The following is a 20,696-nucleotide window of genomic DNA, read 5'->3' as shown; positions in this document are numbered from 1 at the left end:
GGACGCGACTCGAAGTGCGATCTCATCGGCAGGTGGGCCCCGTGGGGCTCGAACCCACGACCCTCGGATTAAAAGTCCGGTGCTCTACCAACTGAGCTAGAGGCCCTCGTCCACCAGGGTATCGGGCGACGGGATGCCCGTGTCACCGGCGCCGCCTACACTTCCCGGGTGCCTCGCGATCACCACCGTCCAGTCCACTTCACCGACGCCGAGTTCGCTGCCATCAAGGGCGGCGAGGACCCCGCGCTGGTCAACCGCGTCGCGCACGAGACCGCCAACGCGCTGCTCCACCGCGTGCGGCAGGACCCGGACCCCGCCGTGGTCGAGCGCCTCGTGACGTACACCGACGTGCACGGGATCGAAGCCGTCGCCGAGCTCTGGGCACGCGTGGGGCCGCACACCCTGCCGGGCACCCTGTGGCGGATCTACCTCATGCGCACGGTGATCCGGCAGAACCCGGACGAGGTCGCCTACCTCTTCACCCGCGGCACGGAACGCATCCGCACGATCGACCAGGCCGTCGCCGGCGCCGAGGCCCCGACGGGTCCCGCAGAGATCCTCGCGCTCGCGGACAGCATCCTGCACGGGCTCTACACGGGCGACTTCGCGGTGGCACTCGACCGCGGTGCCGCCTTCTGCCGTCTCGCCGCAGCGGGAGCCACGAGCGTCGCGGACGACTCCGACGTCACGGCCGAGGAGCGCGCGAGCGTGTTGACCGTCCGTGCCTTCCGCCTGGCCGAGCTCGCCGAGGACCTGTCGGCGGCAGCGGCACTCTGGCGCCGCGACGCCCTGGACTGAGCACGCGTCAGACCGGACCGACCCGCCGGACAGCAGCCGAGCCTCCAGGCAGGAACGGCAGGTTCGGCGTGCAAGCACGCCGAACGCGACCCGCGAGAGGGCAGAGAAAGACCGGGCCGCAGAAGCGCCTCTCGGCGCGAGGCCGCTCGAAGCGGCGAATTTTGGAGCCCGGGGCTTGCTGCGGCCCGGCGATGTCAATTGTAGGAGACGCAGCCTGTGCGCGCTGCCCTGTTCACTCACGGTGGACAGACCGGTTCCCGGGCGCGCCACGGACGGCTTGCGGGAAACCGCAGCCACCCGGGCCAATCCGACAGGGCGAGGGTGCCGAATCATCAGCGTGACCGACTTCACGGAACGTCACACGGCGAGGTCCTGTGCGACGCGGTCCGGCTCCACCGGCTGGTCAATTCCCTGCGGGTCGTGCAGGCCCTCGTCACAACCTGAACGAAGCAACCTGAACGAAGCAACCTGAACGCCGCACGAACGCACGACACCGGAAGGAGGAAAACCTGCAATGCTTGCCCTCGTGGAACGCGACACGGACAGTTGGAGCTCGGATGAGCCAGCACCCGCGTCGCCGGATCTCCTCCTCCTCCGTGTCGCCCAAGGCGACCAACAGGCCTTCTCCGAGCTCTACGACGAACTCTCGGGTCGCGTCCTCGGCCTGATCACGCGGCTCCTCAAGGACCGCGCCCAGTCCGAGGAAGTGGCACAAGAGGTCTTCCTCGAGGTCTGGCAGCAGGCCGCCAAGTTCGACACCAAGCGCGGCAGTGCCGCCAGCTGGGTGCTGACCATGGCGCACCGCCGCGCCGTCGACCGGGTCCGGGCCGCACAGTCCTCCCGCGACCGCGACACCAAGATCGGCATCCGCGACTTCGAGTCCGGGTTCGACCAGGTGTCGGAATCGGTCGAGATCCGCATCGAACACGAACGCGTCAGCCGTGCCCTCGGCCGCCTGACGGAGTTCCAGCGCCAGGCAGTCCAGCTGGCCTACTACGGCGGCTACTCGCACAGCGAGATGGCCGAACAACTCGGAGTGCCGATCGGCACCGTGAAGACCCGTCTCCGCGACGGGATGATCCGTCTACGCGACGAGATGGGGGTGACGTCATGACCCAACGACACGACGACCCCGCGCTCCTGACCGGCTCCTATGCGCTCGACGCCCTCAGCGACGCGGAGCGCCACGACATCGAAGAGGCCCTCGCGGCCTTCCCCGAACTCCGCGCCGAGGCCGACTCCCTCTCCGAGACCGCCAGGGCACTGGCCTACGCGGTCGAGCCGATCGAGCCGCCGGCGTCCCTCAAGGTATCGCTGATGGCCGCGATCCAGACCACGCCGCAGGCGTCGGCCGGACCGGCTCACGCCCGTGCCGAGGAGCAGGAACCCGTCCAGGAGGCCCCGATCGCCCCCGTCACGGACCTCGCCTCCGCCGGCGGGTCGGCCAGTGCTGCCGCACACCGTCGCTGGTTCCAGCGTCCCGCTGGGTTCCTCACCGCCGCAGCTGCGGTGGGTGTCGTCTTCCTCGGCGTCGGTCTCGGCGCTGGTGGTGTGCTCTTCGACGGTGGCTCGAACCCCGGGCCGACGAGCTCGCAGGCAGCTTCCGGCCTCGACCAGATCTACGCGTCCCCGGACTTCGCTCGGAGCACGTCGTCGGTCAAGGGCGGCGGGACGGCCACGGTCGTCTGGTCCGACCAGCTCGGCAAGTCGGCCGTCATCCTCGACGGCGTGAAGGCCGCGCCGAAGGACAAGACCTACGAGCTCTGGTACATCGGTTCTGCGGAGTCGGGCGGCACCATCGAGTCCGCTGGCCTGATGAACGACGTCGACGGCGGAGTCCGCTCGGCGGTGCTGAGCGGCTCGAAGTCGCAGGGCGCCACCGTGGGCATCACCGTCGAGCCGGCCGGTGGGTCGAAGCAGCCGACGACGACGCCGATCGTCGCGGTCCCGACCACGTCCGCGTAGCCGGCGGAACAACGCGAAGAGGCCCGATGCCGTCCTGTGGGACGTGGACCGGGCCTCTTCTGCGTTGCGTCTCAGGCGACGGACGCGCTGCCGATCAACCGAAGCGGCCGGAGACGTAGTCCTCGGTCGACTTGACGGACGGGTTCGAGAAGATCGTCGCGGTGTCGTCGTACTCGATGAGGTGACCGGGCTTGCCGGTGCCCGCGATGTTGAAGAACGCGGTCTTGTCGCTGACGCGCGAGGCCTGCTGCATGTTGTGGGTCACGATCACGATCGTGAAGTCCTTCTTGAGCTCACCGATCAGGTCCTCGATGGCGAGGGTCGAGATCGGGTCGAGCGCGGAGCACGGCTCGTCCATGAGCAGGACGTCCGGTTGGACGGCGATGGCACGGGCGATGCAGAGACGCTGCTGCTGACCACCGGACAGGCCCATGCCGGGCTTGTCGAGGCGGTCCTTGACCTCGTTCCACAGGTTCGCGCCCTGCAGGGACCGCTCGACGATGTCGTCGGCCTCCGAGCGGCTGACCCGCTTGTTGTTGAGCTTCACGCCGGCCAGCACGTTGTCCTTGATGGACATCGTCGGGAACGGGTTCGGGCGCTGGAACACCATGCCGACCTGGCGTCGGACGATGACCGGGTCCACGCCGGGGGCGTACAGGTCGTCGCCGTCCACCTTGACCGAGCCCTCGACGTAGGCGCCGGGGATGACCTCGTGCATGCGGTTGAGCGTGCGGAGGAACGTGGACTTGCCGCAGCCGGACGGGCCGATGAAGGCGGTGACGGTGCGGGGCTCGATCGTCATGTCGACGCCCTCGACCGCCTTGAACTTCGAGTAGTAGACGTTGAGGCCGTCGACCTCGATGCGCTTGGACACAGTGTGACCTTCCGGGGGGCTAGCGGGAGAGCTTGGGGGCGAAGAGACGCGTGATGAACCGGGCGAGCAGGTTCAGCAGCATCACGATGAGGATCAGGACCAGTGCTGCGGTCCAGGCCCGGTCGACGAACGGCACCGGGTTGGCGCCCTGCTGCGAGTACTGCGTGTACGCGAACACCGGCAGGGTCATCATCGGGTTGCCGAACAGGTCGTAGTTCATGCTCGACGTGTAGCCGGCCGTCACCAGCAGGGGAGCGGTCTCACCGATGACGCGGGCGATGGCGAGCATGACGCCCGTCGTGATGCCGGCGAGCGAGGTGGGGAGCACGACCTTGACGATCGTCAGCCACTTCGGGACACCGAGGGCGTACGAGGCCTCGCGGAGTTCCATCGGCACGATCTTCAGGACCTCTTCGGTGGAGCGCACGATGATCGGGATCATCAGGACCGCGAGGGCGATGGAGCCGACCAGGCCGAACCGTGCGCCCGGGCCGAGGAACAGCGCGAACAGCGAGTAGGCGAACAGGCCGGCGACGATCGAGGGGATGCCCGTCATGACGTCGACGAAGAACGTGATGCCGCGGGCCAGGGCCCCACGGCCGTACTCGACGAGGTAGATCGAGGTGAGCAGGCCGATCGGGACACTGATGACGGCCGCGAACAGGGTGATCTCGAGCGTGCCGATCAGGGCGTGCAGGGCACCGCCACCGACGGAGATGACCCCGCGCATCGAGTACGAGAAGAACGCGACGTCGAACCGGGCCAGGCCGTCCGCGAGGACTGTCCAGAGCAGCGACACCAGCGGGAGCACGGCGATGACGAACGCCGTGATGACGAGCGACGTGACCAGGCGGTCGACTGCCTTGCGGCCCCCCTCGACGATCCGGGAGACGACCACGATGAGGACGTCGAACAGGACCGTGCCGAGGAAGACCGCGGCGACGACGTTGAAGTCCTTGACGGCGCCGCCGGCGTTGAGCAGGGCGAAGACGAGGGCCAGGGCGACCCAGCTGCCGGCGAGGAGCAGCCACGGGACGGAGGTGTGCAGCTTGCCGTTGGCGAAGACGTTGCCGCCGGTCGGACGGATTGCGAGGGACATCGGGGTGCGACCTCTCAGCTGACGCGTCGGCGCACGATGTAGCGCGCGAGCATGTTGATGACCAGGGTGATGACGAACAGGATCAGACCGGACGCGATGAGCGCGTTCAGGGCCGTTCCGGACGCCTCGGCGAACTGCAGGGCGATGTTCGCAGCGATGGTCGACGGGTTGAGGGACGTGAGCAGCTTGAACGAGATGTTCGTCGACACCGACAGCACGAGGGCGATCGCCATCGTCTCGCCGAGCGCACGGCCGAGGCCGAGCATGATCGCGGACACGATCCCGGACTTGGCGAACGGCAGGACCGACAGGCGGATCATCTCCCAGCGCGTGGCGCCGAGGGCGAGCGCGGCCTCTTCGTTGAGGGTCGGCGCCTGCAGGAAGATCTCGCGCATGATCGCCGTCATGATCGGGATCGTCATGACGGCGAGGACGATCGCCGCCGTGAGGATCGTGCGACCGGTGCCGGACACCTGCCCGGAGAACAGCGGGATCCAGCCGAAGTACTCGTTGAGGAACGCGTAGAAGGGCTTGACGAACTGCGACAGCACCACGATGCCCCACAGGCCGTAGACGACCGACGGGACCGCGGCGAGCAGGTCGATGACGTAGCCGAGCAGCGGTGCGATTCGCCGCGGTGCGAAGTGCGAGATGAAGAGCGCGATCCCGAGCGCGAGCGGGACCGCCATGACGAGCGCCAGGAGCGCCGACCAGATGGTGCCGAAGACGAGCGGTCCGACGTAGTCCCAGAAGTTCGCCGCCTGGTTGGGCAGCTCGCCGACCTTGGCGGAGAAGGCGGGGATGCTCTGCCAGACGAGGAAGGCGGCGACCAGCGCGAGCACGACCAGGATGAGGCCGCCGGAGATGACGGAGGCGGCGGAGAAGACACGGTCGCCGACACGGACGACGGACTTGGCCTTCGCCGGGGCGAGGGAAGCGCCTTGCTGGACGGGTGCGGAGGTCATGGGGCGTGGGACTCCTGTCGGGAGACGGGGAAGTGCCCGGGTGCCGGTCCGTGGGAGGACCGGCACCCGGGCTCTCGGTGAGGAGTTGTTACTTGATCGAGGCGACCGCGTCAGCGGCCTTCTTGCCGAGGTCCGACGAGAGGGCGGCCGACTTGGCCTCCGTCGCGGCGGCCTTCTGGGCGTCGTCCGACACGACGTAGGTCAGGTACGACTTGACCAGGTCGGCCTTGTCGGCGTCCTTGTACTCCTGGCACGCTATGGCGTAGGAGACGAGCACGAGCGGCCAGGCGCCCTCGGCGGTGTCCTTGCGGTTGATGTCGATCGCGAGGTCGTTCGTCTCGCGGCCGGAGACCGTCTCGGAGTCCGCGACGACCTTGGCAGCGCCGTCAGCGGAGAGCTCGGTGGCCTTGTCGCCGACCATGAGCTTGGCCTTGTCGAGGTCGCCCGCACCGGAGTCGTCGATGTAGGTGATCGCGTTGGTCGCGCCCTGCATGGCCGAGGCCACACCGGAGCCCTTCGCAGCGCCGTCGCCGACCTGGTACGGGAAGGTCTGGCTGGGCGCCTCGGTCCAGACGTCACCAGCGTTCGCCGACAGGTACTCGGAGAAGTTCTGCGTGGTGCCCGAGTCGTCCGAGCGGTGCACGACGGTGATGTTCGCGCTCGGCAGCTTCGCGTCCTTGTTCAGGTCGGCGATCTGGGAGTCGTCCCACTTCGTGATCTTGCCGGAGAAGATGCCCGCGATGGTCTTGGCGTCGAGCGTCAGGTCCTTGACGCCGTCGACCTTGAAGGCGATGGCGATCGGGGAGATGTAGACCGGGATGTCGATGGCCTTGGAGTCCGCCGCGCAGTTCGCGAAGGTGCCGGCGAGCTCCTCGTCGGAGAGCGCTGCGTCCGAGCCGGCGAAGTCCGCCGCGCCGGAGATGAAGTTCTTGCGGCCGGCGCCGGAGCCGTCCGGCGAGTAGTTGACCGTGACGCCGGAGGCCTGGTCCTGGAAGCCGGTGCCCCAGACGGTCTCGGCGGTCTGCTGCGCGGAGGAGCCCGACGCGGTGAGGGTGCCGGAGAGCTTCGAGTAGTCGACACCCGAGGCGGAAGCCGACGAGGTGCTGCCCGCGCCGCCTTCGTTCGCCGCGCACGAGGAGAGCACGACTGCGCCGGCGATCGCGATTGCTGCGATCGAACCGATTCGCTTGATGTTCACAGGGGTCCCTTCGGGGAATGTGGAGTGCAGGTGGGACCGCTGTTCAGTCCCGTGGGCCGGTGCCGACCCGCGAGCGACTGTAGGGACGCGAAGTGACCGGGATGACGCCCGCCGGTGAACGGGAGGTGAACGAGGGGGTGACGCGGCGCGGAACGCGAGCACGGGGGCGGTTCCGGGGGCAGGATCGGGAACAGCGTGCCCGGCGGCGGACGGGAGGCTGGCGCTGGCTCGGGCGCGCGGTGACACCGGGTGACGGGGCCGGTGCCGGGGTCGGTTCCGGGACCGGGACCGGGACCGGGTCTGGGTCTGGGTCTGGGTCCAAGTCCGGGTCTGGGTCCTGGTCGTGACGCGGGCGCTGCAGCGCAGGTGCGCCCGGGGCGTCGCGCTACGCCGTGACGGTGTTGCGGTGCGTCTCGACGGCGACGAGCGTGTCGTCGGCGATGTGCAGCACGGCGAAGTCGCCGACCGACAGCATCGCGGCACGGCGCAGGTCGAAGCGGTCGGTGTCGTCGGTGGTGTCCGTGGCGATCCGCGCGACGATGTCGGGCAGCACCGGGCCGTGCGAGCAGAACACGGCGGACTTGCCCTTCGCGAGGCGCTTGCGCACGACGCCCTTGACGTCGGCGGAGCCCTGCTCGTGGGCGTCCTGGCTGATGTCGGGCGTGCTCGAGACGCCGAGCTTGACCCGGTCGGAGAGGGGCTCGACGGTCGCCAGGCACCGTGCGGCCGTGCTGCTGATGATCTTCTTCGGGCCGAACGCGGCGATCGGTGCCGCAGCGGCCTTCGCCTGCGCACGACCGACGGCCAGGAGCGGCCGGGAGGCGTCGGGGCCGTGCCAGTCGGAGCCCGGCGTGGTCTTGGCGTGCCGCAGGGCGATGAGCGCGAAGGTGCGGTGCTGGCCGGTGTCGACACGCTCGGCGAAGCGCTCGAGGATCTCGACGTCGCGGGCGTAGGTGAGCCGGGCGCGGGCGTCGTCGATCGTCACCCACTCGATCGCGGCGACCTCGTGGTTCGGACGGAACGTGCCGGCGCGCTCGAGTTCCTTCGAGGACACCCGGGCCGCCCAGTACTGCACGACCTTGTCGCGGCCGTTCGGCAGGACGTACTCCGCGGTGCCGAGCGGGGCGCCGAGGTGGACGCGGTGGCCGGTCTCCTCGAGGACTTCGCGGACGGCGGCCGTGGGGACCGCTTCGCCCGGGTCGACCTTGCCCTTGGGGAAGGAGACGTCCTTGTGGTACTCACGGTGGACCAGGAGCACGAGCGGCTCCCCGTCCTGCTCGCGCCACACCACTGCCCCCGCCGCGAGGACGGGGCCTGCGGAGGTGCCGCTCACCGCGTGGAGCGCTTCCGCGCCGAGATCTTCCGCATGATCACATTCTGCACGTCGTCGAACGGGTGGCCGTCCTGGTCCGTGGAGTGGCGGGTCCACTCGCCGTCGGACTCGAGGTGCCACGAGCTGGTGGTCTCGGCCATCGCCAGGTCGAAGACCTCGGTGACCTCGTTCACGTGGGCCGGGTCGGACAGGCGCACCAGGGCCTCGACGCGGCGGTCGAGGTTGCGGTGCATCATGTCGGCGCTGCCGATGAACACGAACGGGTCGCCGTCGTTGTGGAAGGCGAACGCGCGGGAGTGCTCGAGGTACCGCCCGACGACGCTGCGCACGCGGATCGTCTCGCTGACGCCCTCGAGCCCGGGCTTGAGCGAGCAGATGCCGCGCACCAGGACGTCGATCGGCACGCCGGCCTGGCTGGCCAGGTAGAGGGCGTCGATGATCTGCTCGTCGACCATCGAGTTGACCTTGATCCGGATGCCTGAGGGCAGTCCAGCGCGGGCGTTGTCGGCCTCGACCTGGATGCGCTTGAGCAGGCCCTTCCGCAGGTGCAGCGGAGCGACCAGCAGCCGCTTGAACTTCTTCTCGATCGCGTACCCGGAGAGCTCGTTGAACAGGCGGGTGAGGTCCTTGCCCACGACGTCGTCCGCCGTGAACAGCCCCATGTCCTCGTAGATGCGCGAGGTCTTCGGGTTGTAGTTGCCCGTGCCGATGTGGCTGTAGTGCTTGAGCGTGCCGCCCTCTTGTCGGATGACGAGCACGAGCTTGGAGTGCGTCTTCAGCCCGACCAGGCCGTAGACCACGTGCACGCCGGCCTTCTCGAGCTTGCGGGCCCAGGTGATGTTGTTCTGCTCGTCGAAGCGCGCCTTGATCTCGACCAGCGCGAGCACCTGCTTGCCCGCAGCGGCGGCGTCGATGAGGGCTTCCACGATGGGGGAGTCGCCCGACGTGCGGTACAGCGTCTGCTTGATCGCGAGCACGTTCGGGTCGGCGGCCGCCTGCTCGAGGAAGGCCTGCACGCTCGTGGCGAAGGACTCGTACGGGTGGTGCACGAGGACGTCCCTGGCCGCGATGGCACGGAACAGGTCGGGCTTGGTGTTCGGTTCGCCCGGCTGGAACTGCACGGGGGTGGTCGGCACGTGCTTCGGGTAGTGCAGGTCGGGCCGGTTGATCTTCGAGATCTCGAACAGGCAGCCGAGGTCCAGCGGGGACGGCAGCCGGTAGACCTCTTGTTCCGTGATGTCGAGCTCCCGGACGAGCAGGTCGAGCGTCACCGGGTCCATGTCCTCGGTGATCTCGAGGCGGATGGGCGGACCGAAGCGGCGACGCAGCAGCTCGCGCTCGAGGGCCTGGATGAGGTTCTCGGCTTCGTCCTCCTCGATCTCGACGTCCTCGTTCCTGGTGACGCGGAAGACGTGGTGCTCGAGGACCTCCATCCCCGGGAACAGGTCGCCGAGGTGGTTGGCGATGAGGTCCTCGAGCGGGATGAAGCGCATGCGCCCGGAGTTGTCGTCCGGCAGCTTGATCAGTCGCGAGAAGTTCTGCGGGACCTTGAGCCGCGCGAACTCCTGCCGCTGCGACTTCGGGTTGCGCACGCGCACCGCGAGGTTCAGCGACAGGCCGGAGATGTACGGGAACGGGTGTGCCGGGTCCACCGCGAGGGGCATCAGGACGGGGAAGATCTGCTCGGCGAAGTACTCGCGCATGCGGGCGCGGTCGTCCTCCCCCAGGTCGGACCAGTGCTCGATGTGCAGGCCGGCGGCGTCGAGGTCGGGCTTCAGCGAGCCGATGAAGGCCTGCGCGTGGCGGTCCTGCAGCTCGTGGGCCTTCTTGGCGATGTCCCGGAGGACGTCGCTCGGTGCGCGGCCGACGTTCGTCGGGACGGCGATGCCGGTGTCGATGCGGCGCTTGAGACCGGCGACGCGGACCATGAAGAACTCGTCGAGGTTCGACGCGAAGATCGCCAGGAAGTTGGCGCGCTCGAGCAGCGGGACCGTGCGGTCCTCACCCAGTTCGAGGACCCGCTGGTTGAACCGGAGCCAGCTGATCTCGCGGTCGAAGTAGCGGTCCGACGGCAGGGACTCGTGCTCGACCTCGACGACCTCGTCGAAGTCGTCGAGGTCGTTCGAGACGGAGTCGCCGTCGAGCTGCGGTTCGGTGTCCATGCCCACATCCTGCCACCCGCGTGCTGCGGTCGGAGGGCCGGAGGGCGTGCCTGTGGGAACGCGCGGTGAACGGGGCTGCTGTGGAGGAGGTCAGGCCGGCGCGGCGTACTGCACGTCGATCGCGTGCTGCGTGAACCCGGACCGTCGGTACAGCGCCAGCGCGGGCTCGTTGTCGCCCTCGACGTAGAGCGCCTGGGCGGCGAGTCCCCGTCCGACCAACCGGGCAGACCCCGCGCGCATGAGCACGCCCCCGAGACCCTGTCCCTGCAGGTCCGGGCGCACGGCGACGGCGTAGAACTCGCCGATGCCGTCCTCGACCTTGAGCCAGCACGACCCCGCGAGCCCGCCGGAGGCGTCCCGCAGCAGCACCAGGTCAGCGGGGTCGAACCACGGCTCGGCCTCACGCGCGAGCAGGTCGTCCATCGTCATCGACCCCTGCTCCGGGTGGGACGCGAAGGCCGCGGCGTTCAGCGCGAGCCAGTCCGCCTCGTCGGTGCCCGGCCGGAAGGCGGCCAGGGTGGACCCGGTCGGGAGGCCGAGTTCTGCCCCGGTGGTCGGCACCGGCGCGCGGAGCTGCAGCAGGGTCCTCGTGGGGGCCCAGCCGTACCGGGTGGCGATGGCCCGCGCCGCCGGGCTGTCGCCGTGCGCCCAGGCCAGCCGCGGTGCGGCCCCGCCGCCCAGCGCGAGCGCCCGCTCGACGAGACGAGTCCCGGTGCCATGGCCACGGGCCTCCCGGCGGACGACGAGTTCCAGCTCGCCCTCACGCACGACCGCGACCCCGTCGGGTCCGGCTGCGACCCCGTCGGGTCCGGCTGCGACCCCGTCGGGCTCCTCGAGCACGACGGCACGGCCGGCGCGCACGTCGACCAGGGTCTGGTCGGAGAAGGGCGGCGGCTCGTCGGGGACGACGAAGGCACCAAGGTCGGGCACGACTACTGCCCCATCAGGCGGTCGGCTTCGTCCTCGTACACGTTGAAGCGGTACCCGACGTTGCGGACGGTGCCGATGAGCGACTCGAGGTCGCCGAGCTTGGCGCGCAGGCGACGGACGTGCACGTCGACCGTGCGGGTGCCACCGAAGTAGTCGTAGCCCCAGACCTCGCTGAGGAGCTGTTCGCGCGTGAACACCCGCGACGGGTGCGTGGCGAAGAACCGCAGGAGCTCGAACTCCTTGAAGGTGAGGTCGAGCGGCTTGCCGCGGACCTTGGCCGAGTAGCTGGCCTCGTCGATGACGACCCCGGAGGCCTGGATCTTCGAGCCCGTCTGGTTCTTGGCGGCCCGGCCGGAGCTCAGGCGGATGCGGGCGTCGACCTCGGCGGGGCCGGCGGTCTCGAGCACGACGTCGTCGACGTTCCACTCGCTCGTGACCGCGGTCAGGCCACCCTCGGTCACGACGAGCACGATGGGCGTCGTCGAGCCGGACGTGGCGAGGATCTTGCACAGGGCCTTCGCACTGACCAGATCGGTGCGGGCGTCCACGAACATCAGGTCGCTCTGTGGGGCGTTGACCAGGTGCGAGGCCTCCGCCGGCACGTGGCGGATCCGGTGGCTCAGGAGGCCGAGGGCCGGCAGGACGTCGCCGGGCGCAGCCGAAGTGAGTACCAGGAGCTGTGCCACAGGACCTCCAGAGCGGGAAGACGTCGTGGAGACATCCTAGTGATGCTCGACACGCCGCCCTGACCGCGCCTGTCATGATGGGGACGTGACCGAGCCCGTCCCGCCCGCCGACCAGCGCCGCCTGCAGCTGACGTCGGTGCTGCCCGTCTGGCTGCTGACGATCGTCGGAGCCGTGCTCGTCCTGACGCTGAGCGAGCGGGACTCCTTCGCGTGGCTGCTGCTCGTGTTCGTGGCGTCGGTGATGGTCAGCTTCGTGCTGCAGCTCATCACCGCGACCAAGGACGGCCTGGTCGAGCGGATCAGCATCGCGTCCTCGGGTTCGTTCGTCGTCGTGCTCGTGACCGCCGTGGTGCTCCTGGCACGTTGAGCCTGGCCGCGTAGACTCCTGGCATGGATTCGCTGCTTGCGCTCGAGCTCTTCTACGTGGGCCTCCTCGGCCTGGCGTCGCTCGCGATCGCGTTCATCTCGGTGACCGTCGTCGTGAAGCTGTTCAAGGGTCAGCGTTGATCGAACTGCCGGAGGGCCTGGCCGCTGAACTCGTCCCGCTCTCCTGGCTCGTCGGCGTCTGGGAGGGCACCGGCGTGGTCGAGTACCCGATCGGCGAACCGTCCGGCGACGACGAGGAACCAGAGGTCCGCTCGTACGAGTTCGGCCAGCGCGTGAGCTTCAGCCACGACGGCCTGCCGTACCTCAACTACACGTCCACCACGTGGCTCCTCGACGAGCAGCACACGCCGCTGGCCGCCGAGATGGGCTACTGGCGCCTGGACCGTCCGTCCGAGCCGGGTGACCGCGGCCCGGCGATGCTCATGGGCGAGGGGAACGCGCCGTTCACGACCACGCAGAGCGTCGAGGCGCTCCGCAACGCGAACGACGGCTTCGACGTCGAGGCCATGATCATCCACCCCACCGGCGTCAACGAGCTCTACGTCGGGCAGGTCCGCAAGGGCCGCATCGACCTCGCCACCGACGCCGTGATGCGCTCGGCCAACGCCAAGGAGTACTCCGCGGCCACCCGCCTGTACGGGCTGGTCGAGGGCAAGCTCTTCTGGGCGTGGGACATCGCCGCGCTCGGCCAGGGACTCACCTCGCACGCCTCGGGGCAGCTCGCGAAGGTCGACTGATGGCCGTCTTCGCCGCGCGTGACGGCTTCGTCGCGTCCGCGGAGGGCCCGGCCGCCCACTTCGGCAACCCCCTGGGCGAGCAGCGGCTGCTGGAGCGTGGCACCGCCGTGGTCGAGCTCGGCCTGGGTGTGGTCACCGTCACCGGTCCCGACCGCCTGTCCTGGCTCAACTCGATCACGTCGCAGCTGCTCCTCGGCCTGGCGCCGAGTGTCAGCACCGAGACGCTCGTGCTGGACGCCTCGGGTCGGGTCGAGCACGCCGCCCGCGTCGTGGACGACGGCGAGACCACCTGGCTCCTCACCGAGCCCGCCGACGCCGCCCCGCTCGCTGCGTGGCTGACGTCGATGCGGTTCATGCTCCGGGTCGAGGTCGCCGACCGCAGCGCCGAGTTCGTCACCGTCGGGTCCTTCACCGACACGGGCGCCGTCACCGACGCAGTCGTCGAGTGGGTCGACCCGTGGAGCGTCGTCGCGCCCGGCGGGTGGGGCTACGCCAGCCTGGAGGCCCACCCCGGCTCCGACTGGACGCTGCGGATCGCGGTGCTCACCTCGGACGCCGCTGCCGCCCTGGCCGCGTCCGACCGGCCCGCCGCGGGGCTCCTCGCGGTGGAGGCCCTGCGCATCGCCGCCTGGCGCCCCTCGCTCCGCGACGTCGACGAGCGGACGATCCCGCACGAACTCGACTGGCTCCGCTCCGCCGTGCACCTGAGCAAGGGCTGCTACCGCGGGCAGGAGACCGTCGCCAAGGTCCACAACCTCGGGCACCCGCCGCGTCGGGTCGTGATGCTGCACCTCGACGGCTCGGACGCCGTGCTGCCCGCTCCCGGCACCCCGGTCACGCTCGACGGCACCGAGGTCGGTCGGCTCGCCGCGTCGGCCGTGCACCACGAGCTCGGCCCCGTCGGGCTCGCCATCGTGAAGCGCTCGCTCGACCCGACCGCCGTCCTCACCCTCACCGCGGACGACGTCGTCGTGACGGCAGCGCAGGAGACCATCGTCCCGCCGGGCGCGGGTGCGACGGCGAACGTGCCGCGGCTGCCCCGGCTCGGCGCGGTCAAGCGCTCCTAGCCCCCGCCGCCGCCCCCCGAAACACCGGTGTTCAGCAGTGGCGCCGAGGACGTCCGCGGCGCGGCGCACGAACACCGGTGTCCTGCGGGCCCTGTCGGCCCCGTCGGGCCTGCCCGTCGGGCCCGTCGGGCCTGCCCTCAGGCGGGCGCGACCGCTGACCACGGGACGCTGAGCTCCCCGAGCCGCCACCGCGTCGGGCCGTGCAGCACCGGCCACCCGCGGTCCCGCATGCCGGCGACCGCGGCGAGCCAGCGCTGCCTGGGCCCGTACGTGCCGAGCGGTGCGGCGACGGCCCACGCCAGGTCCAGGTCGCGCAGGAACGCGTGCACGCGCTCCCCGGGGACGTTGCGGTGGATGAGCGCCTTCGGCAGGCGTTCCGCGACGATGCTCGGCACGTCGAGGTCGGCCAGCCGCAGGGACACCGTGAAGGTCCGCGGCTCGTGCTCGTCGAGCGTCACCCAGGACGCCACCCGGCCGACCTCGTTGCAGGTGCCCTCCACGAGCGCCCCGCCCGGCTGCAGACGGTCCTGCATGACCCGCCACGAGGCCACGACCTCGGACTCGTCGTACTGCCGCAGCACGTTGAACGCCCGGATCACCGCGGGCCGCCGACCGTCGGGCGTCGGGGTCTCGAAGCCACCGAGCCGGAACGTCACGCCGTCGCGGGTGCCGGCGTTCGCCAGGGCCACGCGGGACGGCTCGATCTCGATGCCGGTGACCTCGACGTCCGGCCGGACGGACACCAGACGGTCCCGGAGCTCCAGGGTGGTCGTCGGGCTCGCGCCGTAGCCGACGTCCGCGACCAGGGGGTCGGTGCTCCGCCGGAGTGCCGGGAGCGTCGCGATCCACCGGTCGACGCGACGGAGCCGGTTGTACCCGGTCGTGCCGCGCGTGACGTTCCCGATGGGCATGCGACCAGGGTACGGGGACGGCGACGCTCGGTAGGATCGGAGCATGACCTCCACGCTCGTCCTGCTCCGTCACGGCAACAGTGACTGGAACCAGAAGAACCTGTTCACCGGTTGGGTCGACGTCCGGCTCTCCGAGCTGGGCGAGAAGGAGGCGAAGCGCGCCGGCGAGCTCATCGCCGAGTCCGGCATCGTCCCCGACGTCCTGTACACCTCGCTCCTGACCCGGGCGATCCAGACCGCGGACATCGCCCTGCTCGAGGCCGACCTCGCCTGGCTCCCCGTGAAGCGCGACTGGCGTCTCAACGAGCGCCACTACGGCGACCTGCAGGGCAAGGACAAGGCCCAGACGCTCGAGGAGTACGGCGAGGTCAAGTTCATGGAGTGGCGCCGCTCGTTCGACGTCCCGCCGCCCCCCATCGCCGACGACGCCGAGTGGTCCCAGCACGGTGACCGCCGCTACGCCGACCTCGGCGCGGACCTGCCCCGCACCGAGTCGCTGAAGCTCGTGATCGACCGCCTGCTGCCGTACTGGGAGTCGGACATCACGAAGGACCTCGCCGCGGGCAAGACCGTCCTGGTGACCGCGCACGGCAACTCGCTGCGGGCGCTCGTGAAGCACCTCGACGGCATCTCCGACGACGACATCGCCGGGCTGAACATCCCGACGGGCATCCCGCTCGTGTACGAGCTCGACGACGAGCACCGTCCGACCGGGCCCTCGCGCTACCTCGACCCCGAGGCCGCCGCTGCCGGTGCCGCCGCGGTCGCTGCCCAGGGCGCGAAGAAGTAGCCACACGCCGACACGACGACGAACGCCCCGCCTGGGTCAGGCGGGGCGTTCGTTCGTTCGACGGCTCGGTGGTGTGTCAGCCGAAGTGCGCGGCGATCTCCTGCACGAGCTGACCGACGTCGTACGGCTTCGTGGTGTCGACCGTGACGACGGGGAGCAGCCCGGTCGGACCGGCGTCGGCGCCGTGCTCGTCCCAGAACGCCAGGACGTCCGCCAGGTCGCCGTGCACCTCGTGCCGCACCGGCGAACCGGGGTCGTACCGGTCCGCCAGCCGCTCCCTGGCGGTCTCCGCGTCGACGTGGCACCAGACCTCGACGGCGCGCGGCGACCCTGCGGAGGCGAGCCCGGCCTCCAGGAAGGCGCGGTCACGCGACCGCAGCCAGACGGCGTCGACGACGACCCCGTTCTCGACCGCCCCGGCCATCGCCCAGACGGTGTCCATCGCGATGCCGCCGAGCGGGCGCGACGCGATCATCGGGCCGACGACGTCCGCCAGCGGTTCCTTGACCCGGTCCTTCGACAGGAACGGGCAGCCGAGGACCTCGGCGAGTGCCGTGCCGATGGTGCTCTTGCCCGAGGCGGGCATGCCGTTGACGATGATCGCGACCTGGGCCATGTCGTCGATCCTCCCAGACGGGCCCGGCTCCGTCGGACGCAGGAACGGCCGACCCCGCGGGGCCGGCCGTTCCTCGAGGTGCCTCAGACGGTGGTGCTGGAGCTCGCGCCGGCCCAGTCGCCCGTCGCCAGGTACTGCACCTTCTTCGCGATCGAGACGGCGTGGTCGGCGAAGCGCTCGTGGTAGCGGGACGCGAGGGTGGCGTCGACGGTGTCGACCGGGCCGCCCTTCCAGGCCTCGCCGAGCACGAAGTCGAAGACGCTGGCGTGCAGCTCGTCGACGGCGTCGTCCTCGTCGCGGATCTCCTCGGCGAGCTGGATGTCCTCGGTGGCGAGCAGGCGCGTCAGCTTCTGCGCCATCGCGACGTCGTGCTGGCCCATCTTCTTGAAGGTGCCGCGGAGGCCCTTCGGGACGACCTTCTCGGGGAAGCGCTGGCGGGCGAGCTGGGCGATGTGCTCGGCCATGTCGCCCATGCGCTCGAGCGACGAGCTGACCCGGAGGGCGGTCACCACGACGCGGAGGTCGCGGGCGACGGGGGCCTGGCGCGCCAGGATGTCGATGGCGACCTCGTCGAGGTTCTGTGCTGCCTCGTCGATCTTCGCGTCGTCGGCGATCACCTCTTCGGCGAGGGCGACGTCCGACTCGGTGAACGCCTCCGTGGCTCGGGTGATGGCGGACTCGACGAGCCCGGCGATCTCGGTCAGACGCTCTTGGACGTCCTGGAGCTCCTGCTGGAACACTTCGCGCATGGGGGAAGACCTCTCTGATGCGTACCGGTGGAGTGTCGTCAGCCCAGGTGAACGAACGGTGACCTGGGACTGAACGCTTCGCGATCCTGCGCGTGAAGGCCAGCGAACGGCGGTGAACGGTGTCGGAACCGCGCATGACCACTCCTACACTGACGGCATGGACAACGCGTGGCTCGTGCCACTGTCGATGCTCCTCGGCGGGGTGTTCGGCGCGGGAGTCGTCGGACTGATCATCACCGCCGAGCGCACGGCACGGGCAGCCGACGTCGCCGAGCGCACCCTGCCGGACGGCGTCGCGGCGGTCATCGCCACCATGCACAACCCGGCCGTGGTGGTCGACCCGTCGAACACGGTGGTCGCCGCCTCACCGCAGGCACTCACCGTCGGTCTGGTCGTCCGCCGACGACTCGTGCACCGGGAACTCCTCGACCTGGTCGACCGCGTCCGTGCGAGCGGCGAGATGGGCTCGGAGGACATGGAGCTCCCGCGCGGCCGTCGTGGCGAACTGGTCGGCTACCTCAGCTTCCGGGCCGCCCAGCTCGGGAACCGCTACGTGCTCGTGACCGCGGACGACCTCACCGAGTCCCGGCGCATCGACGAGGTCCGTCGGGACTTCGTCGCGAACATCTCGCACGAGCTGAAGACCCCGATCGGCGCGATCGGCCTGCTCTCGGAGACGCTCCTCGCCGCCTCCGACGACCCGGTGCACGTGCGGAAGTTCGCGGGACAGCTCCTCACCGAGGCCGAGCGGCTCGGTGCCCTGACGAAGGACATCATCGAGCTGTCCCGACTGCAGTCCGTGGACACGCTCGAGGCCAGCGAGGAGACCTCCATCGACAAGGTCGTGCAGGCGGCGATCGACGGCAACGAGGTCGTCGCACGGGCCAGGGGCATCGAGCTGGTCCGCGCGAAGAAGTCGAAGCTCCGGGTGATGGGCAGCCCGGCGCTCCTGCAGGTGGCGGTGTCGAACCTCATCGCCAACGCCGTCAAGTACTCCCCGGACAACACCCGCGTGGGCGTCGGTGTCCGGAGCAGCAAGGGGTTCGTCGAGATCGCGGTGACCGACCAGGGCGTCGGCATCCCCGAGGCGGACCTCGACCGGGTGTTCGAACGCTTCTACCGCGTCGACCCCGCACGATCGCGCGCCACCGGAGGCACCGGCCTCGGGCTCGCGATCGTCAAGCACGTCATCGGCAACCACGGTGGTGACGTGCGCGTGTGGTCGCAGCCCGGCAAGGGCTCGACCTTCACGATCCGCCTGCCCGAGGCGGACACCGAACTGACCTCAGCACTCGAAGAGCAACTGGAAGAGCAGCCATCGTGACCAAGATCCTCATCGTCGACGACGAGCCGGCCCTGAGCGAACCCCTGGAGTTCCTGCTCCAGCGCGAGGGGTACGAGACCGCCGTCGCCGCGGACGGCGTGACCGCGCTGTCGAAGTTCGACGCGGAGAACCCCGACCTCGTGCTCCTGGACCTCATGCTGCCGGGCCTGTCCGGCACCGAGGTCTGCCGGCAGATCCGCACCAGGTCGAACGCGCCCATCATCATGCTCACCGCGAAGGACTCGGAGGTGGACATCGTCGTCGGGCTGGAGCTCGGCGCCGACGACTACGTCACGAAGCCGTACTCGACGCGGGAGCTCCTCGCGCGGATGCGGGCGGTCCTCCGTCGTCGCACCGAGGACGACCCGGCCGAGAGCGGCATCCTGCAGGTCGGTGGCATCCGGATGGACGTCGAACGCCACACGGTGTCGGTCGACGGCTCCGAGACCCCGATGCCCCTCAAGGAGTTCGAGCTCCTCGAGCTGCTGCTCCGCAACGCCGGCCGCGTGCTGACCCGCGGGCAGCTCATCGACCGCGTGTGGGGCTCCGACTACTTCGGCGACACGAAGACCCTCGACGTGCACATCAAGCGCATCCGCTCGAAGATCGAGCGGGTGCCGTCGGCCCCCGAGGTCCTGGTGACCGTCCGCGGTCTCGGGTACCGCATCGAGGCCTGAGTCCGCAGGACGACGCAACGCACTGGAGGCCCGGTGCCGGTCCCAGGGACCGGCACCGGGCCTCCAGTGCGTTGCGGTGCGAGCGCGGCGTGCGCCGGACCCGTCAGCGTCAGTTGGTGCCGTTGTCGCCCTCGGACGAGTCGGTCTGCGAGTCGGTCGGCTGCGTGCCGGGGACGGCGGATTCGCCGTCCGACTTCGCGCCGCTGTCGGACGGGGACGTCGAGGTGGCCGACGGGGTCGAGCTGGGGCTGGGGCTCGGCGCGAGGGTCTGGTACTCCTCCTGTGCACTGGTGAGCACGGGGACGCTCGCCGAGACGCCCTCGGTGCCGGGGGAGGAGAAGTAGACCTTCACGAGCGAGCCGGGCGTCGCCTTCGCGTCGGAGAACACGACTTCCCTGGAGTCGACGACCTGCGTGCCCTGGGTGTCCTCGCCCGTCTGGACGCTCGACTCGGACTCATCCGTGCCGGTCGACGACTGGGCGAGGTCGACGCGGCTGTTGGCCGGGACCTCGACGGTCTGGGTGTCGCCGGCGAGCTCCATCGAGACGGTGATGTCGTCCGAGTCGCTGTTGTTGACGAGCGTGCCGACGAAGCGGGCGTCGTCACCGCTGTCCGAGATGAGCAGCGCGTTGCGGACATCGATCTTGCCGGCGGTGACGTTCACCCCGTCGGTGATCTGCTTGATCGTCTTGGTGTCCTGCGGCGTGAAGAACGCGCAGCCGGTGGCCCCGATCGCGATGGTTGCCGCAACGGCGACGGACACGAGTACCCGAGCTCGCAAGAGATTCCTCCGAAGATCACGATGCGTCGGCCGATCGGCCCGACGCCCGTCCATCCTACCGGGGACCCGCAGTGCTCGCCGTTCGGGGCCTCTTACCCGAGAACCCCTTGTGGTAAACTGTGCGTTGCGGAACGGAGCTTGATACATGCAATTCGAGGTCGGCGAGACCGTCGTCTATCCCCATCACGGGGCGGCAACCATCTCTGAAGTCAAGACGCGAGTCATCAAGGGCGAGGAAAAGGTCTACCTGAAACTGCGTGTCACGCAGGGTGACCTCACGATCGAGGTGCCGGCAGACAATGTCGACCTGGTCGGCGTCCGCGATGTGATCGGCAAGGAAGGCCTCGACAAGGTCTTCGAAGTGCTGCGTGCACCGTTCACGGAAGAGCCCACCAACTGGTCTCGCCGCTACAAGGCGAACCTCGAGAAGCTCGCTTCCGGTGACGTCATCAAGGTGTCGGAGGTCGTTCGCGACCTGTGGCGCCGCGACCAGGACCGTGGTCTCTCGGCGGGTGAGAAGCGGATGCTCGCCAAGGCCCGTCAGATCCTGATCTCCGAGCTCGCGCTCGCTGAGAAGACGGACGAGGACAAGGCATCGACCGTCCTCGACGAGGTCCTCGCGTCCTGACGACGCGATGACCTGACGT

22 protein-coding genes and 1 tRNA gene are annotated in these 20,696 nt (G+C 69.7%); 10 read left to right on the top strand and 13 right to left on the bottom strand.

Going from position 1 to position 20,696, the window contains the following annotated elements:
- Positions 1–33: 33 nt before the first annotated feature.
- Positions 34–106, bottom strand: a tRNA-Lys gene (locus ITJ68_RS12005).
- Between the two features lie 62 nt (positions 107–168).
- Here ITJ68_RS12005 and ITJ68_RS12000 point away from each other — a divergent pair.
- From ITJ68_RS12000 to ITJ68_RS11990, 3 genes are all read left to right on the top strand, one after another.
- Positions 169–798 (top strand): DNA-directed RNA polymerase subunit beta, encoded by a 630-nt coding sequence (locus ITJ68_RS12000; protein WP_194661506.1) that lies wholly within the window; start codon positions 169–171, stop codon positions 796–798.
- A 514-nt stretch (positions 799–1,312) separates the two neighbouring features.
- Complete coding sequence (locus ITJ68_RS11995; RefSeq protein ID WP_071273485.1) at positions 1,313–1,912, top strand: sigma-70 family RNA polymerase sigma factor; 600 nt, start codon at positions 1,313–1,315, stop codon at positions 1,910–1,912.
- The gene (locus ITJ68_RS11990) at positions 1,909–2,763 is read left to right on the top strand and encodes an anti-sigma factor domain-containing protein (protein WP_194661505.1); all 855 of its coding nucleotides are present in this window, start codon (positions 1,909–1,911) and stop codon (positions 2,761–2,763) included. The genes ITJ68_RS11995 and ITJ68_RS11990 overlap by 4 nt, the downstream gene beginning before the upstream one ends.
- Positions 2,764–2,857: 94 nt before the next feature.
- Here the strand turns inward: ITJ68_RS11990 and pstB are convergent, their stop codons facing one another.
- The 8 genes from pstB to ITJ68_RS11950 all read right to left on the bottom strand — a co-directional run bounded on the left by pstB (position 2,858) and on the right by ITJ68_RS11950 (position 12,010).
- Complete coding sequence (pstB, locus tag ITJ68_RS11985) at positions 2,858–3,637, bottom strand: phosphate ABC transporter ATP-binding protein PstB (RefSeq protein WP_194661504.1); 780 nt, start codon at positions 3,635–3,637, stop codon at positions 2,858–2,860.
- Between the two features lie 19 nt (positions 3,638–3,656).
- Positions 3,657–4,736 (bottom strand): phosphate ABC transporter permease PstA, encoded by a 1,080-nt coding sequence (pstA, locus tag ITJ68_RS11980; RefSeq protein ID WP_194661503.1) that lies wholly within the window; start codon positions 4,734–4,736, stop codon positions 3,657–3,659.
- Positions 4,737–4,750: 14 nt separating this feature from the next.
- A complete protein-coding gene (gene pstC, locus ITJ68_RS11975) occupies positions 4,751–5,701 on the bottom strand; it encodes a phosphate ABC transporter permease subunit PstC (RefSeq protein ID WP_194661502.1) in 951 nt (316 codons plus the stop codon).
- An 88-nt stretch (positions 5,702–5,789) separates the two neighbouring features.
- A complete protein-coding gene (locus ITJ68_RS11970; RefSeq protein ID WP_194661501.1) occupies positions 5,790–6,899 on the bottom strand; it encodes a phosphate ABC transporter substrate-binding protein PstS in 1,110 nt (369 codons plus the stop codon).
- A 385-nt stretch (positions 6,900–7,284) separates the two neighbouring features.
- Entirely contained in the window at positions 7,285–8,232 is a 948-nt protein-coding gene (locus tag ITJ68_RS11965; protein ID WP_194661500.1) for an NUDIX hydrolase, read from the bottom strand.
- Positions 8,229–10,394, bottom strand: a complete 2,166-nt coding sequence (locus ITJ68_RS11960) for an RNA degradosome polyphosphate kinase (protein ID WP_194661499.1) — start codon at positions 10,392–10,394, stop codon at positions 8,229–8,231. The genes ITJ68_RS11965 and ITJ68_RS11960 overlap by 4 nt, the downstream gene beginning before the upstream one ends.
- A gap of 90 nt (positions 10,395–10,484) precedes the next feature.
- On the bottom strand, positions 10,485–11,324 hold the full coding sequence (mshD, locus tag ITJ68_RS11955; protein WP_194661498.1) for a mycothiol synthase: 840 nt from the start codon (positions 11,322–11,324) through the stop codon (positions 10,485–10,487).
- A gap of 2 nt (positions 11,325–11,326) precedes the next feature.
- Positions 11,327–12,010 carry a response regulator transcription factor gene (locus ITJ68_RS11950; protein ID WP_194661497.1) on the bottom strand — a complete coding sequence of 228 codons (684 nt, stop codon included), beginning with the start codon at positions 12,008–12,010 and terminating at the stop codon, positions 11,327–11,329.
- A gap of 85 nt (positions 12,011–12,095) precedes the next feature.
- On the opposite strand from ITJ68_RS11950, the gene ITJ68_RS11945 reads away from it, so the two are divergent.
- The 3 genes from ITJ68_RS11945 (at position 12,096) to ITJ68_RS11935 (ending at position 14,201) form a co-directional block, all read left to right on the top strand.
- Positions 12,096–12,377, top strand: coding sequence for a hypothetical protein (locus ITJ68_RS11945; protein WP_194661496.1), 282 nt, complete (start codon positions 12,096–12,098; stop codon positions 12,375–12,377).
- Between the two features lie 136 nt (positions 12,378–12,513).
- A complete protein-coding gene (locus ITJ68_RS11940) occupies positions 12,514–13,134 on the top strand; it encodes an FABP family protein (protein ID WP_194661495.1) in 621 nt (206 codons plus the stop codon).
- Positions 13,134–14,201 (top strand): YgfZ/GcvT domain-containing protein, encoded by a 1,068-nt coding sequence (locus tag ITJ68_RS11935; RefSeq protein ID WP_194661494.1) that lies wholly within the window; start codon positions 13,134–13,136, stop codon positions 14,199–14,201. The genes ITJ68_RS11940 and ITJ68_RS11935 overlap by 1 nt, the downstream gene beginning before the upstream one ends.
- A gap of 137 nt (positions 14,202–14,338) precedes the next feature.
- Here the strand turns inward: ITJ68_RS11935 and ITJ68_RS11930 are convergent, their stop codons facing one another.
- Positions 14,339–15,112 carry a class I SAM-dependent methyltransferase gene (locus tag ITJ68_RS11930; protein WP_194661493.1) on the bottom strand — a complete coding sequence of 258 codons (774 nt, stop codon included), beginning with the start codon at positions 15,110–15,112 and terminating at the stop codon, positions 14,339–14,341.
- 43 nt (positions 15,113–15,155) lie between these two features.
- Between ITJ68_RS11930 and ITJ68_RS11925 the strand changes: the two genes are divergently transcribed.
- The gene (locus tag ITJ68_RS11925) at positions 15,156–15,902 is read left to right on the top strand and encodes a phosphoglyceromutase (protein WP_194661492.1); all 747 of its coding nucleotides are present in this window, start codon (positions 15,156–15,158) and stop codon (positions 15,900–15,902) included.
- Positions 15,903–15,978: 76 nt separating this feature from the next.
- Here ITJ68_RS11925 and ITJ68_RS11920 read toward each other — a convergent pair whose 3' ends face one another.
- Positions 15,979–16,518, bottom strand: a complete 540-nt coding sequence (locus ITJ68_RS11920) for an AAA family ATPase (RefSeq protein WP_194661491.1) — start codon at positions 16,516–16,518, stop codon at positions 15,979–15,981.
- An 83-nt stretch (positions 16,519–16,601) separates the two neighbouring features.
- Entirely contained in the window at positions 16,602–17,267 is a 666-nt protein-coding gene (gene phoU, locus ITJ68_RS11915) for a phosphate signaling complex protein PhoU (protein WP_194661490.1), read from the bottom strand.
- 157 nt (positions 17,268–17,424) lie between these two features.
- Here phoU and ITJ68_RS11910 point away from each other — a divergent pair, with 157 nt between their 5' ends.
- Positions 17,425–18,591, top strand: coding sequence for a sensor histidine kinase (locus ITJ68_RS11910; protein ID WP_194661489.1), 1,167 nt, complete (start codon positions 17,425–17,427; stop codon positions 18,589–18,591).
- The gene (locus ITJ68_RS11905) at positions 18,588–19,268 is read left to right on the top strand and encodes a response regulator transcription factor (protein ID WP_071273435.1); all 681 of its coding nucleotides are present in this window, start codon (positions 18,588–18,590) and stop codon (positions 19,266–19,268) included. The genes ITJ68_RS11910 and ITJ68_RS11905 overlap by 4 nt, the downstream gene beginning before the upstream one ends.
- A 109-nt stretch (positions 19,269–19,377) precedes the next feature.
- Here ITJ68_RS11905 and ITJ68_RS11900 read toward each other — a convergent pair whose 3' ends face one another.
- Positions 19,378–20,031: a hypothetical protein gene (locus tag ITJ68_RS11900; RefSeq protein WP_194661488.1), complete on the bottom strand. Its 654-nt coding sequence runs from the start codon at positions 20,029–20,031 to the stop codon at positions 19,378–19,380.
- A 163-nt stretch (positions 20,032–20,194) separates the two neighbouring features.
- On the opposite strand from ITJ68_RS11900, the gene ITJ68_RS11895 reads away from it, so the two are divergent.
- Positions 20,195–20,677, top strand: a complete 483-nt coding sequence (locus ITJ68_RS11895; protein ID WP_017888066.1) for a CarD family transcriptional regulator — start codon at positions 20,195–20,197, stop codon at positions 20,675–20,677.
- The last annotated feature ends 19 nt before the right edge of the window (positions 20,678–20,696 follow it).

This window comes from Curtobacterium sp. VKM Ac-1395 (genome assembly GCF_015350975.1).
GTDB lineage: Bacteria > Actinomycetota > Actinomycetes > Actinomycetales > Microbacteriaceae > Curtobacterium.
Note: the sequence above shows the minus strand (reverse complement) of the source record. Positions and strands in the feature narration are given on the sequence as shown.